Origin of the sequence: Streptomyces boetiae, assembly GCF_031845405.1 — a bacterium.
Taxonomy (GTDB): domain Bacteria; phylum Actinomycetota; class Actinomycetes; order Streptomycetales; family Streptomycetaceae; genus Streptomyces; species Streptomyces boetiae.
Map to the genome: position 1 here is coordinate 1 of NZ_JAVREN010000059.1, position 15,357 is coordinate 15,357.

The following is a 15,357-nucleotide window of genomic DNA, read 5'->3' on the forward strand; positions in this document are numbered from 1 at the left end:
CCCGACTCCCGCCCCGACCCAGCCCGTCCGGCGCCGTGAGGAATCGCGAACCATGACTGACGACAGCAAGCTCCGGGACTATCTCAAGCGCGCCACCGTAGACCTGCGCCAGGTGCGGCAGCGCCTGCGCGACGCGGAAGGCCGGAACCACGAGCCGATCGCCATCGTCGGCATGAGCTGCCGCTACCCGGGCGGGGTGCGCGCCCCGCACGAGTTGTGGCGGCTGGTGGCCGAGGGGCGGGACGCGATCTCCCCCTTCCCCACCGACCGGGGCTGGGACCTGGAGGCGCTGTTCGACCCGGACCCCGAGGCGCCGGGCACGAGTTACGCCCGCGAGGGCGGATTCCTCGACGGGGCGGGGGACTTCGACGCCGCGTTCTTCGGCATCGGGCCGCGCGAGGCCCTGGCGATGGACCCGCAGCAGCGCCTGCTGCTGGAGTCCGCGTGGGAGTGCGTGGAGCGGGCCGCCATCGTTCCGGCCTCGCTGCGCGGCAGCCGCACGGGCGTGTTCGTCGGCGTGATGTACCACGACTACGTCTCGCGGCTGGGCGGGCAGGCCCCTGAGCAACTGGAGGGCTACGTCGGCACGGGCAACTCGGGCAGCGTCGCCTCCGGCCGCATCGCCTACACGCTGGGCCTCGAAGGCCCGGCGGTGACGATCGACACGGCCTGCTCGGCCTCGCTGGTCTCCCTGCACCTGGCCGTTTCGGCGCTGCGGCAGCGGGAGTGCGGCCTCGCGCTGGCCGGCGGGGTGACGGTGATGGCCGGGCCGAGCACGTTCGTGGAGTTCAGCCGGCAGCGCGGGCTCGCGGCGGACGGCCGGTGCAAGGCGTTCGCGGCGGCGGCGGACGGTACGGGCTGGTCGGAGGGCGTCGGGCTGCTGCTGGTGGAACGCCTCGCGGACGCCCGTCGCAACGGGCACCCGGTGCTGGCGGTGATCCGCGGTTCGGCCGTCAACCAGGACGGGGCCTCCAACGGCCTCACCGCCCCCAACGGTCCTTCCCAGCAGCGGGTGATCCGCGCGGCGCTGGCCAACGCCCGCCTCGCGCCGGGGGACATCGATGCGGTCGAGGCGCACGGCACGGGCACGGCCCTCGGGGACCCCATCGAGGCCCAGGCCCTTCTCGCCACCTACGGCCAGGACCGGCCGGACCCCGGACGGCCGCTGTGGCTGGGGTCGTTGAAGTCCAACCTCGGGCACACCCAGGCCGCCGCCGGGGTCGGCGGCGTCATCAAGATGGTGATGGCGCTGCGCAACGGGCTGCTGCCGCCCACGCTGCATGCCCAGGAGCCGACCCCGCACGTGGACTGGTCCTCGGGCGCGGTGCGTCTGCTGAACGAGGCCGTGCCCTGGCCGGAGGCGGGGGAGGCGGGGGAGGAACGGCCGCGCCGGGCCGCCGTGTCGGCCTTCGGCGTCTCGGGCACCAACGCGCACGTCATCCTGGAGGAGGCGCTGCCCGAGCCGGGGCCCGGCCGTCCGCGCGCCGCCGCCCGCCGCCTGACCGCCGCGCCCCCCGGGGACCGGCGGGAGCCCCCCGCCGACGAGGACGTCCCGGCCGAGGCTCCTGAGGACCCCGAGGCCCCCGACGCCCGCCCGCCCGTGCCCTGGCCGCTGACCGCGCGCACCCCCGCCGCCCTCGCCGGCCAGGCCGCCCGCCTGCGCACCCACCTCGCCGCGGTCGCCGCCCGCCGCCCCGACCTCTCCCTCACCCCCTCGGCCGTGGGCCACGCCCTCGCCACCACCCGCACCGCCTTCGCGCACCGCGCCGTCGTCCTGGCCGCCGACGCGCGGGAGCGCGACCGGGCCCTGGCCTCCCTGGCCGACCCCGGCGCGCACGCCGCCACGCCGGAGGGCCTGGTGGTGCGCGGCACGGCCGCCGACGCCGCCCGGCAGGTGGCGTTCGTCTTCCCGGGCCAGGGCTCCCAGTGGCCCGGCATGGCCCTCGAACTCCTTGACCACGAACCGGCGTTCCGCGAGCGGCTGCGCGCCTGCGGCGAGGCGCTGGCCCCGCACGTGGACTGGGCCGGGCACTCCCTGGAGGAGGTACTGCGCCGGGCGCCGGGCGCGCCGCCGCTGGAGCGGGTCGACGTGGTGCAGCCCGCGCTGTTCGCCGTGATGGTGTCGCTGGCCGGGCTGTGGCGCTCCTACGGGGTGCGCCCGGCGGCCGTCGTCGGGCACAGCCAGGGCGAGATCGCCGCCGCCTGCGTGGCGGGGGCGCTGACGCTGGAGGACGCGGCGGCCGTGGTCGCGCTGCGCAGCAGGGCGCTGACGGCGCTCGCGGGCCGGGGCGGGATGCTGTCGGTGGCCCTGGGGGCGGAGCGGCTGGCGCCCTTCCTGGAGCCCTGGGGCGAACGCCTGTCGCTGGCCGCCGTGAACAGCCCCTCCTCCGTGGTGGTCTCGGGCGAGCCCGAGGCGCTGGCCGGGCTGCGCGAGGCGCTGGCGGCCGGGGAGGCGCGCTCCCGGCCGGTCGCCGTGGACTACGCCTCGCACGGCCCGCACGTGGAGGAGGTCCGCGAGCGCATCCTCGACGCCCTCTCCGGCATCCGTCCGGCCCCCGCCGAGGCGCGCGGCGCCGAGGAGGTGGCGTTCTACTCCACCGTCACCGGCGGGCCGCTGGACCTGGCCGAGCTGGGCGACGCCGCGTACTGGTACCGCAACCTGCGGCAGACCGTGCACTTCGAACGCGCCACGCGCGCCCTGCTGGAGGACGGCCACGGCGCGCTGATCGAGGTCAGCCCGCACCCGGTGCTGACCGTGGGCGTGCAGGAGACCCTGCACGCCGCCGACAGCCCGGCCGCCGCGCTGGGCACGCTGCGCCGCGAGGACGGCGGGCGGGGCCGTTTCCTGCGCTCGCTCGCGGAGGCGCACGTCCACGGCGTGGACCTGGACTGGGACGCGGTCTTCCCCGGCGCGGCCGAGCGGGCGGAGTTCGTTCCGCTGCCCACCTACCCCTTCCAGCACCGGCGTTACTGGCTGGAGGCGCCGCACCGGCCGGGGGACGCGGGCGGCCTCGGGCTCGCGGCGGCGGACAGCCCGCTGCTGGGCGCCGCGCTCGCGCCGGCCGAGCCGGCGGAGCCCGGCGGCCTGGTGCTGACCGGGCGGCTGTCCACGCGCACCCACCCCTGGCTGGCCGACCACCGGGTGGGCGGGGCCGTGCTGCTTCCGGGCACGGCCTTCGTGGAGCTGGCCGTCGCCGCCGGGGACCGCACCGGGTGCGGCACGCTGGAGGAGCTGACGGTGCAGGCCCCGCTCGTGCTCGGCGCGGACGGCGAGGCCACGGACGTCCAGGTGGTGGCGGGGGCCGCCGACGCCTCGGGGCGGCGGCGGGTGTCCGTGCACGCGCGGCCCGCCTCGGCCCCGGAGGGCGCGGGGGAGTGGGCGCGCCACGCGGCGGGCGTCCTGGCCCCCGAGTCGGCCGAGGGGGACGCGGCCGGACCGGGGCCGGAGGCGGCCTGGCCGCCGCAGGGCGCCGAGGCGGTCGAACTGGACGCCTTCTACGAGGAATTGGCCGCGCGGGGCTTCGGGTACGGGCCGCACTTCCGGGGCCTGCGCGCGGCGTGGCGGTGCGGGCAGGTGGCGTTCGCGGAAGTGGCGCTTCCGGCCGGGGCGGAGGCGGGCCGGTTCGGGCTGCACCCGGCGCTGCTGGACGCCGCCCTGCACGCGGTCGGCTTCGGCCCGCTGGCCCCGGCCCCGGAGGGCGGCGAGGGCGGCGGGTGGCTGGCGTTCTCCTGGGAGAACGTCCGCCTGCACGCCTCCGGCGCGGCGCTGCTGCGCGTCCGGCTGGCGCCCGCGACGGGGCCGGGCGCCGCCTCGGGTGCCGTCACGCTGACGGCCTCCGACGCCGCCGGGCGGCCCGTCGTCTCCGTCGGCACGCTCACCTTCCGGCCCCTGACGCCGGGTCAGCTCGCCGCGCTCCCGCCCCAGGGGCCGGCGGACCTCTACCGGGTGGAGCCGGCGCCACTGGCGCTGCCGAACGCGCCCGCGCAGGGCGGCCGTTGGGCCGTCCTCGGCGGCGACGCGGCCTGCGCCGCCGCGCTGGGTGCGGAGGCGCACGCCGACCTGGCGGCCCTGGCCGCCTCGCTGGAGGCCGGGGCGCCGCCGCCCGAGGTGCTGGTCGCGCCCGCGCCGGACCCGGCGGGCGGCGAACTCCCCGAGCGGGCACGGGAAGCGGCCCGCTGGGCGCTGGGCACCGTCCGCGCCTGGCTGGCGGACGAGCGCCTGGCCGCCTCCCGGCTGGTGGTCCTCACCCGCGGCCTGCCCCACGCCGCCGCGCGCGGCCTTCTGCGCTCCGCCCGCTCCGAGCACCCCGGGCGCCTGGTGCTGGCCGAGCTCGCCGACGACGCCGCCCTGCTCGACGCCATCCCCGCCCGGCACCCCCTGACGGCCGTCGTCCACGCCGCGACCGTCGTCGCCGGCGGCCTCGTCGCCACCCTCGCCGACGAGGATCTGGAGCGCGTGCTGCGCCCCAAGGCGGACGCGGCCTGGCACCTGCACGAGCTGACCCGGGAGGCGGCGCCCGCCGCGTTCCTGCTGTTCTCCTCCCTCGCCGGAGTCGTCGGCGGCGCGGGCCAGGGGGCCTACGCCGCCGGGAACGCCTTCCTCGACGCCCTCGCCGCGCACCGCCGCGCCGAGGGCCTGCCCGCCACCTCGCTGGCCTGGGGCGTGTGGGAGGAGCGCGGAGAGCAGACCGGGCTGGGCGCCGGCGCCCTGGCCCGCATGGCGCGCTCCGGCGTCGTCCCGCTGCCGGTCCCGGACGCCCTGGCGCTGCTGGACGCGGCGCTCGGCCGGGACGAAGCGGACCTGATCCCGGCCCGGTTCGACTGGTCCGCGCTGCGCGCCCGAGCGGCGGCCGAGGGCGGGCCGCCCGCGCTGCTGCGCGGCCTCGTGCGCGCCCCGGCGCGGCGCGCCGCCGCCGCGGGGGCCGACACCGAGGCGGGCGGGGCGGCGGACGTCCTGCGCGGCCTCCAACCGGCCGAGCGGCGCGAGCGGTTGGTGCGTCTGGTCCGCGAGCAGGTCGCCGCGATCCTCGGCCTGGGCACCCAGCAAGGCCCGGGAGAGGGCGGCGCGGGCGAGGACGTGGCGCCGGAACGGGCGTTCCGCGAGCTGGGGTTCGACTCCCTGGCGGCCATGGAGCTGCGCAACCGGCTGGCCGCCGCCACCGGCCTGCGCCTGCCGCCCACCGTCGTCTTCGACCACCCCACCGCCGCCCGCCTCGCCGCCTACCTGAGCGAGAGCGTCGCGGGTCCGGCCGGGGACACGGCGGGCCGGAGTCAACGCCCCGCGCCCGCCGCCCCGTCGGGAACCGGCGCGGGCGGGCCCGGGGCCGGGTCCGAGCCGATCGCGGTCATCGGCATGGGCTGCCGCTTCCCCGGCGAGATCCGCGACCCCGAGGAGCTGTGGCGGCTGCTGGCGGAGGGCGGCGAGGCCCTGATCCCGCTGCCCGCCGACCGGGGCTGGGAGGAGACGCTGGCCCGGCACGCGGCCGGGGACGCGGAGGTGCCCGGACTGCCCGAGGGCGGCGGATTCCTGCACGACGCGGGCGCGTTCGACCCGGAGCCCTTCGGCATCTCGCCGCGCGAGGCCCTGGCCATGGACCCGCAGCAGCGGCTGCTGCTGGAGATCACCTGGGAGGCCGTCGAGCGCGCCGGCCTCGACCCCACCGGCCTGCGCGGCACGCCCACCGGCGTCTTCGCGGGCACCAACGGGCAGGACTACGCGGCCGGTCCGGGCGGTGCCGAGGAGGCACACCTGCTCACCGCCAACGCCGCCTCCGTCCTCTCCGGCCGCCTGGCCTACACCTTCGGCCTGGAGGGCCCGGCGGTGACCGTGGACACCGCCTGCTCCTCCTCCCTGGTCGCCCTCCACCTCGCCGCCCAGGCGCTGCGGCGCGGCGAGTGCACGCTGGCCCTGGCCGGCGGCGTCACCGTGATGTCCACGCCCGGCGCGCTGATCGCCTTCGGCCACCAGCGCGGCCTGTCCCCGGACGGCCGCTGCCGGGCGTTCGCCGCCGGGGCCGACGGCACCGGCCTGGCCGAGGGCGCGGGCATCCTGCTGCTCGAACGCCTCTCCGACGCCCGCCGCAACGGGCACCCCGTCCTCGCCGTCGTGCGCGGCTCCGCCGTCAACCAGGACGGGGCCTCCAACGGGCTGACCGCCCCCAACGGCCCCGCCCAGGAGCGGGTCATCGGCGCGGCCCTGGCCGACGCGCGCCTCACGCCCGCCGACGTGGACGCCGTCGAGGCCCACGGCACCGGCACGACCCTGGGCGACCCCATCGAGGCCGGCGCCCTCCTGGCCGCCTACGGCCGCGACCGCCCGGGCAGGCGTCCGCTGCTGATCGGCTCGGTGAAGTCCAACCTCGGCCACACCCAGGCCGCCGCCGGAGTCGCGGGCGTGCTGAAGATGGTCCTCGCCCTGCGCAACGGCCTGCTGCCCCCCACCCTCCACGCCGGCGAGGCCAGCCCCCACGTCGACTGGGACGCCGGCGGCGTCGCCCTGCTCAACGCCCCCACCCCCTGGAAGCCCAACGGCCGCCCCCGCCGCGCGGGAGTCTCCTCCTTCGGCGTCAGCGGTACCAACGCCCACGTGATCCTGGAGGAAGCCCCGGCCGATGCCCCCGCGCCGTCCGGCGACGGCCGGGGCACGGCACGCCCGGCCGCGCCCTGGGTCCTCGCCGGGGCCGGGCCCGAGGCGCTGGCCGCGCAGGCCGGGCGGCTGCGCGAGCACCTGGCCGCCCACCCCGTGGACCCGTGGGAGGCCGGCTGCACCCTGGCGACCCGCCGCGCAGCCCTGCCCTACCGGGCCGTCGTCACGGCCGAGGACCGCGAGGGACTGCTGCGCGGGCTGGAGGCCGTGGCCCGGGGCGAGGCCCGGGGCTCGACGGCCGTGCCCGGCGGGGACGGGCGGGTGGCCGTGCTGTTCTCGGGGCAGGGCGGCCAGCGGCCCGGCATGGGCCGCGACCTGCACGCCGCCCACCCCGAGTTCGCCGACGCCTTCGACGCGGCCTGCGCCGCGCTCGGCCCCCACCTGGAAAGCCCCCTGCGCGAGGTCGTGTTCGGGGAGGACCCCCGGCCCCTGCGGGCCACCGGCTGGGCGCAGCCCGCGCTGTTCGCCCTGCACACCGCGCTTTTCCGGCTCTACGAGTCCTGGGGCGTGCGCCCGGCCGTCCTGGCCGGGCACTCCGTGGGCGAGCTGGCCGCCGCCCACCTCTCCGGCGCGCTGTCCCTGCCGGACGCCGCCGCCCTCGTCGCCGCCCGCGCCCGGCTGATGCAGGCCCTGCCAGGGGGCGGCACCATGGCCGCCGTCCGGGCCACCGAGGAGGAGGTTGCGGAGCTGCTGGCGCCCGACGCGCACCGCGTGGGCATCGCCGCCGTCAACGGCCCCTCCTCCGTGGTCCTCTCGGGCGCGCGGGAGGCCGTGGAGCGGATCGCGGCCGAACTGGCCGCCCGGGGGCGGCGGGTGAAGCCCCTGCCCGCCTCCCACGCCTTCCACTCGCCGCTGATGGAGCCGATGCTCCAGGAGTTCGGCGCCCTGGCCGCCGGCCTGTCCTTCGCCGAGCCGCGCGTCCCCGTCGTCTCCACCCTCACCGGCGCCCGCCTGACCGGTCGCGAACTCGCCGACCCCGCGCACTGGGTGCGGCACGCCCGCGCCACCGTCCGCTTCGCCGACGCCCTCAACGACCTCGGCCGCGACCGTTCCGTCGCGGCCTGCCTCGAACTCGGGCCCGACGGCGTCCTCAGCGCCCTGGCCGCCCAGGCTGCCGACGAACCCCGCCCCGGGGCGGCGCCCGCCGCCGCCGACGCGCTGCGGGCGGCCGTTCCCGCCCTGCGCCCCGACCGGCCCGGGACCCTCAGCGCCGTGGCCGCCCTCGGGCGGCTGCACGAGCGCGGCGCCGTCGTCGACTGGGAGCGGTTCTTCACGGCCCCGGGTGCCCCGCCGCCCCGGCCGGTGCCGCTGCCGACCTACGCCTTCCAGCGCCGCACCTACTGGCCGTCCGCGCCCGCCGCCCCGGCGAAGGGCCCGGCCGCGCCGGGGGAGGAGGCCGCGTTCTGGGAGCCGGTGGAGCGGCAGGACGCGCCCGCGCTGGCCCGCGAACTCGCCCTGGAAAACGAGGAGTCGCTGACCGCGCTGCTGCCCGCCCTCGCCGGCTGGCGACGGCGGCGGCGCGACCGTTCCACCCAGGAGGCCCTGCGCTACCGCGCCACCTGGCGGCCTGTCCCCGACGCCCCCCGCACCGGCGGCGTCGCGGCGGAGGGAAAAGCCCCCGCCGGGCCCTGGCTGCTGGCCGTCCCCGAGGACCCGGCCCACGCCCCCGTGGCCGAGGCCGTCGAGGCCGCCCTGACCGGCCTCGGGCACGCAGTCACCCGCCTCGCCGCCGCCCCCGGCGACGAGGCCGGGACCCTGGCCGCCCGGCTGCCCGCCCCCGGCGACGGCGCGCCCGCCGGCGTGCTCTCCCTGCTGGCCCTGGACGAACGCCCGCACCCGGCCCACCCCGGCCTCCCGGCGGGCCTGGCGCTGACCGCCGCCCTCACCCGCGCCCTGGCGGACCGGCCCGCCGCCCCGCTGTGGTGCGTCACGCGCGGCGCCGTCTCGGTGGGCCGGTCCGACCCGCTGCGCAGCCCCCTCCAGGCGACGGCCTGGGGCCTCGGCCGCGCCGCCGCCCTCGAACTCCCCGCCCTGTGGGGCGGATTGATCGACCTGCCCGAGCGCGTGGACGAACGCGCCGCCCGGCGCCTGGCCGCCGCCGTCACCGCCCCGGCCCCCGGCCCGGGCGGAATGCGCGAGGACCAGCTCGCCGTCCGGGCCGCCGGCACCTACGCCCGCCGCCTGGCCCGCGCCCCCCTCCCCGGCCCCGCCCTCCCGGCCTGGCGCCCCGGCGGCACCGTCCTGATCACCGGAGGCACCGGCGCCCTGGGCGCCCACCTCGCCCGCACCCTCGCCGCGCGCGGCACCCCCCGCCTCGTCCTCACCGGCCGCCGGGGCGCGCAGGCCCCCGGCGCCGAGCGGCTGGCCGCCGAGCTGCGTGAGCTGGGTACGGAGGTCTCCATCGCGGCCTGCGACGTGGCCGACCGGGGCGCGCTGGCCGCGCTGCTGGAGGGCATCGAGGACCTGAGCGCCGTCGTTCACGCCGCCGGCGCCCCCCAGTTCGCCCCGCTGCCCGACACGGAAACGGCCGACCTGGCCGCCGTGCTCTCCGCCAAGGTCGCCGGAGCCGCCCACCTCCATCAACTCCTCGGCTCCGAACGTCCCTTGGAGGCGTTCGTCCTCTTCTCCTCCGTCGCCGGCGTGTGGGGCAGCGGCAACCAGGCCGCCTACGCCGCCGCCAACGCCTACCTCGACGCCCTCGCACAGCACCGCCGGGCCGCCGGGCTGCCCGCCACCTCCGTCGCCTGGGGTCCCTGGGCCGGGGAGGGCATGGCGGGCGGCGCCGATGCCGGGGAGCACCTGCGGCGGCGCGGCCTGCCCGCCCTGGCCCCCGAGGCGGCGCTCGCCGCCCTCGACCTGGCCCTGGCCGCCGGGGACATCGCCGTCACCGTCGCGGACGTGACCTGGGAACGCTTCGCGCGCTCCTTCACCGTCGCCCGCCCCAGCCCGCTCCTGGCCGACCTCCCCGGCGCCCGCCCGAAGGCGGGCAAGGACCCCGAGGGCGCCGGACACGCCGCCGACACGGGGGCGTTCGCCGCCCGGCTGACGGCCCTGCCCGCCGCCGGGCGCGAACGCGCCCTGCTCGACCTGGTCCGCGCCCAGGCCGCCGCCGTCCTCGGCCACCCCGGGCCCGAAGCGGTCGCGCCCGGCCGGGCGTTCACCGACCTCGGGTTCGACTCGCTGACGGCCGTGGAGTTCCGCGACCGGCTCGCCGCCGCCACCGGCCTGCCGCTGCCCGCCGGGCTGGTCTTCGACCACCCCACCCCCGCCGGCCTGGCCGCGAGCCTGGCCGCCGACCTCCCGGGGGCGGACGCGGCGCCCGCGTCAACGACCGCCCCGGCCATGGGCGTTGCCGCAGACGAGCCGCTGGCCGTCGTCGCGATGAGCTGCCGCCTGCCCGGCGGGGTCGCCACCCCCGAGGAGCTGTGGGCGCTGCTGGTCTCCGGCGGCGATGCCGTCACCGCCTTCCCCGCCGACCGGGGCTGGGACCTGGACGCCCTGCACGACCCCGACCCCGGACGGCCCGGCACCACCTACGTCACCGAGGGCGGATTCCTGCACGGCGCGGGGGAGTTCGACGCCGCGTTCTTCGGGATCTCCCCGCGCGAGGCCCTGGCCATGGACCCCCAGCAGCGGCTGCTGCTGGAGACCGCCTGGGAGGCCGTCGAACGCGCCCGGCTCAACCCCGCCGCCCTGCGCGGCACCCAGACCGGCGTGTTCGTCGGCACCGGCTTCCAGGGCTACGGCACCGGCCTGGACGCCGTGCCCGAGGAGGTCGAGGGCCACCTCCTGACCGGCAGCGCCGGAAGCGTCGCCTCCGGCCGCCTCGCCTACGCCCTCGGCCTCCAGGGCCCGGCGGTGACCGTGGACACCGCCTGCTCCTCCTCGCTGGTCGCCCTCCACCTGGCCGGGCAGGCGCTGCGGCAGGGCGAGTGCGACCTCGCGCTGGTCGGCGGGGCCTGCGTGATGGCCAGCCCCAGCGCCTTCGTGGAGTTCAGCCGCCAGCGCGGCCTGGCCCCCGACGGCCGCTGCAAGCCCTTCGCCGCCGGGGCCGACGGCACCGGCTGGGCCGAGGGCGTCGGCATGCTGCTGGTCGAACGGCTGTCGGACGCCCGCCGCAACGGCCACCCGATCCTGGCCGTGGTCCGGGGCTCGGCCGTCAACCAGGACGGGGCCTCCAACGGGCTGACCGCCCCCAGCGGCCCCGCCCAGCAGCGCGTCATCCGCGCCGCCCTGGCGGCCGGGGGCCTCACGCCCGCCGACGTGGACGCCGTCGAGGCGCACGGCACCGGCACCGCCCTGGGCGACCCGATCGAGGCCGAGGCCCTGCTGGCCACCTACGGCCGCGACCGGCCGGACCCCGAGCGCCCGCTGCTGCTCGGCGCGCTGAAGTCCAACCTCGGCCACACCCAGGCCGCCGCCGGAGTCGCCGGAGTCATCAAGACCGTCCTCGCGCTGCGCCACGGGCTGCTGCCCGCGACCCTGCACGTGGACCGGCCCACCCCGCACGTGAACTGGTCCGGCGCGGTCCGCCTGGTGACCGCCGCCGAGCCCTGGCCCGAGACGGGTCGCCCCCGCCGCGCCGCCGTCTCCGCCTTCGGAGTCAGCGGCACGAACGCCCACGTGGTCCTGGAACAGGCGCCCGCGGCGGTGCCGTTGCCGGCGGCCTCCCGCTACGACGCCGCGCCGGCCGGCGCCCGGCCGCCCTCGGACGCGGCCTTTGAAGGCGAGGCGCCGGGTGCCGGGCCCGCCCCGGCCCGAACGCCCGGACGCGGAACGCCCGCGGGGGCCTCGCCCGCGGCCGTGCCGGTGCCGGCCGGGCGAGCGCCGCTGGCGGCGGAGGCGTCCTCGCACAACACCTCCGGGCCCCTGCCGCCCGTGGCTGAGCCGTCCGCCGACGCGGCGCCGAAGCGTTGCCTGCCGTGGGTCGTCTCGGGCTCGGACGGCGACGCCCTGCGCGCGCAGGCCGCGCGGCTGCTGGCGCACCTTCGTGCGAATCACGGGCAGACGCCCCTCGACGTGGCACGCGCGCTGGCCGGGACGCGCACCGCGCTGCACCATCGCTCCGTCGTCCTCGGCCGCGACCGCGCCACGCTCCTGTCCGGCCTCGAAACGCTCGCCGCCCCCGCCGGGACGCCCGGCGCCGCGCGCCAGAGCGGCGCAACGGCACGGACGTGGGCCGATGGCGCACCCGGTGCGCCCGGGGCGGCGGGCTGGAACGGCGCGGCCGGGCCCCGCGGCGCCGCCGTGCTCGTCGGCAGCGCGCCGCGCGGGGGCGCCGCCGGGCGGCTGGCGTTCCTCTTCTCCGGACAGGGCAGCCAGCGGCTGGGCATGGGGCGCGAACTCCACGCGGCACACCCGGCGTTCGCCGACGCCTTCGACGAGGCGTGCGCCCACCTCGATCCCCACCTCGAACGCCCGCTGGCGGACGTGGTGTTCGGCACCACCGGCGCCGACCGGCGGGCGCTGGAGCAGACCTGCTTCACCCAGCCCGCGCTGTTCGCCCTCGAAGTGGCCCTGCACCGACTCCTGCTGGCCTGCGGCCTGCGGCCCGACCTGCTGGCCGGCCACTCGATCGGGGAGCTCGCCGCCGCTCACGCCGCCGGCGTTCTCACCCTCCCCGACGCCGCCGCCCTCGTCGCGGCGCGCGGGCGGCTGATGCAGCAACTCCCGCACCGCGGCGCCATGATCGCCGTCGAGGCCACCGAGGAGGACGTCGCCCCGCTGCTCGCCGCCTGCCACGACCGCGCGGGCATCGCCGCCGTCAACGGCCCCTCTTCCCTCGTCCTCTCCGGCGCGGAGGACGCCGTCGCGGGCATCGCGGACGAACTGGCTGCCCGGGGGCGGCGGGTGAAGCGGCTGCCGGTCTCGCACGCGTTCCACTCGCCGCTGATGGAGCCGATGCTGGCCGCGTTCCGCTCCGTGCTCGACGGGCTGACGTTCCGCCGGCCCGAGGTGCCCGTCGTCTCCGCCGTGACCGGCCGCCTCGCCGAGCCGGAGGAGCTGACCGACCCCGCGCACTGGGTGCGCCACGTCCGGCAGGCCGTCCGCTTCCACGACGCGGTACGGGCGCTGGCTGCCGAGGGCGCCACCACCCTGCTGGAGGTCGGCCCCGGCGGCGTCCTCACCGCGCTCGCCGAGGACGCCCTGGCCGAGACCCCCGGTGTTTCCGGCAGTTCCGCCGGGCCTGCCGGGACCGAGGCCGTCGCCGCGCTGCGCGCCGACCGGCCCGAGGAGGAGGCCCTGCTGACCGCCCTGGCCCGGCTGCACGTGCGCGGCCTGCCCTGCGACTGGGAGCCGGTCCTGGCCGGGGCCGGGCCGGCCGGTCCCCCCGCCGACCTGCCCACCTACGCCTTCCAGCGCCGCCACTACTGGCTGACGCCGGCCCCGGCCCCGCGCGCCGCGGACGAACCCGGCGCCGCCGAGGAGCTGTGGCGGGCCGTGGAGGGGACGGAGGGCGAGATCGCCGCCCGTCTGGGCGTCGCGCCCGAGGCGCCGCTGAGCGAGGTGGCCGCGGCCCTGGCCGCCTGGCGGCGGCGCGCCCGCGAGCGTTCCGAGTCCGACCGCCTGCGCTACCGCGTCCGCTGGACGCCGCTGACCCGCCCCGCCGGGGAGGCGCCCCTGCACGGCACGTGGCTGATCCTGGCGCCGGGGGCCGGGGACCCGGCCGCCGAGACCTGCGCCGACGCCCTCCGCGCGCGCGGCGCCACGCCCCTCCTCGCGCACGCCTCCGCGTCCGGGACCGGCCGGGAGGAGCTGGCCGCGCTGCTGCGCGCCGTTGTCCCGGCTGGGGGAGCGGCGGGGGTGCTGTCCTTGCTCGCGCTCCGCGCGCCGGGGGCCTCCGGCGCCGCAGGCAGCCCGGCTCGTCCCGAAGTCCCGGTCGGGTCGGGGGAGAGGGGCGCTGCGGGCGACCCGGCCGTCACGCATGCCGAGGACCCCGTCGCCGTCGCCGCCGAGGCCGCCGCGCTCGTGCGGGCCCTGGGGGACGCGGGGATCGACGCGCCGCTGTGGTGTGTCACCAACGGGGCCGTGTCCACCGGGCCCTCCGACCCGGTGCGCCGCCCGGCGCACGGCGCTCTGTGGGGCCTGGGCCGGGCCGCCGCGCTGGAGGAACCCGCGCGCTGGGGCGGGTTGATCGACCTGCCGCCCGCCTTCGGCCCCCGCGCCGCCGAACGCCTGGCCGCCGCCGTGGCCGGGGCCTTGGCCGGAGCCCAGGACGGCCCGGCCGAGGACCAGCTCGCCCTCCGCGACTCCGGCGTCTTCGTCCCCCGCCTCGAACGCGCCCGGCGCACCGGCGACCGGGCCCCCGGCGCCGAACCGTGGCGCCCGGTCGGGACCGTCCTGATCACCGGGGGCACGGGCGCGCTCGGCGCGCACGCCGCCCGCCTCCTCGCCCGGGGCGGCGCCCGCCGCCTCGTGCTGGCCGGGCGCCGGGGCGCGCAGGCCCCCGGCGCCGAGCGGCTGGCCGCCGAGCTGCGTGAGCTGGGCGCGGAGGTCTCCATCGCGGCCTGCGACGTGGCCGACCGGGGCGCGCTGGCCGCGCTGCTGGAGGGCATCGCGGACCTGAGCGCCGTCGTTCACGCCGCCGGGCTGCCCCAGTTCACGCCGCTGCGCGAGATGGCCCCGGCCGAGCTCGTCGCCGTGGCCGCCGCCAAGGCCACCGGGGCCCGCCACCTCCACGAGCTGACCGCCCACCTGGACCTGTCGGCGTTCGTGCTGTTCTCCTCCGTCAGCGGGGTGTGGGGCAGTGGGGGCCAGGCCGCCTATGCCGCCGCCAACGCCTACCTCGACGCCCTCGCGCAGCACCGCCGCGCCGCCGGGCTGCCCGCCACCTCCCTCGCCTGGGGCCCGTGGGCGGAGGGCGGAATGGCCACCGACCACGGTGCGGAGGAGCACCTGCGGCGGCGCGGCCTGAACGCCTTCCGCCCCGAACGGGCCCTCGCCGCCCTGAAGGCCGCGCTGGACCGGGAGGAGACGGCCGAGGTCGTGGCCGACGTCGACTGGGCGCGCTTCGCCCCGGCCTTCACGATCGGGCGCCCCAGCCCGCTCCTGGCCGCCCTCCCCGAGGCCCGCGCCGCCCTGGCCGCCCGCGCCGACCGGGAGGAGGCCGAGGGGCCCGCACCCTCCCCCGCAAGCAAGGGGGATGTTCCCCCGGCCGTCCGGCGCCTGGCCGGGCTGCCGCCGGAGGAGCGGCAGGAGGCGTTGACCGGCATCGTTCAGGCCGAGGCCGCCGCCGCCCTCGGGCACCCCTCGCCGCAGGCCGTCGACCCCGAACGGGCCTTCCGCGAGCTGGGATTCGACTCCCTGACGGCCGTGGACCTGCGCAACCGGCTGCGGGTCGCCACCGGCCTGCGCCTCCCGGCCACCGCGGCCTTCGACCACCCCACCCCGGCCGCCCTCGCCGCCCACCTCGCACGGGAGCTGCGGCCCGGCGACGGCACCGGCGACGGCACCGGCAACGGCACCGGCGAGGAGGGCCCCGCGCGGGGGGCGGACGCGGAGGGCACCGAGGAGAGCGTGCGCCGCGCGCTGGCCACCGTCCCTCTGGACCGCATCCGGGAGGCCGGCCTCCTCGACGCCCTCCTCCGCCTCGCCGCGCCGCAGGCGGACCCGGCCCCCGCCCCGGCCGGCGGAGAGGACGCCATCTCCGGCATGAATCTCGATCAGCTCGTCCAACTGGCCCTCGGCGACGGCGAATCGTGACGCGACAC

1 protein-coding gene and 1 pseudogene are annotated in these 15,357 nt (G+C 79.5%); both read left to right on the forward strand.

Annotation, left to right across the window (positions count from 1 at the left end):
- Positions 1-52 precede the first annotated feature (52 nt).
- Positions 53-100 (forward strand): annotated as a pseudogene (locus tag RM780_RS27995) (polyketide synthase docking domain-containing protein); the annotation flags it as partial.
- 12 nt (positions 101-112) lie between these two features.
- Positions 113-15,349, forward strand: coding sequence for a type I polyketide synthase (locus RM780_RS25065; protein WP_449657206.1), 15,237 nt, complete (start codon positions 113-115; stop codon positions 15,347-15,349).
- Positions 15,350-15,357: the final 8 nt, after the last annotated feature.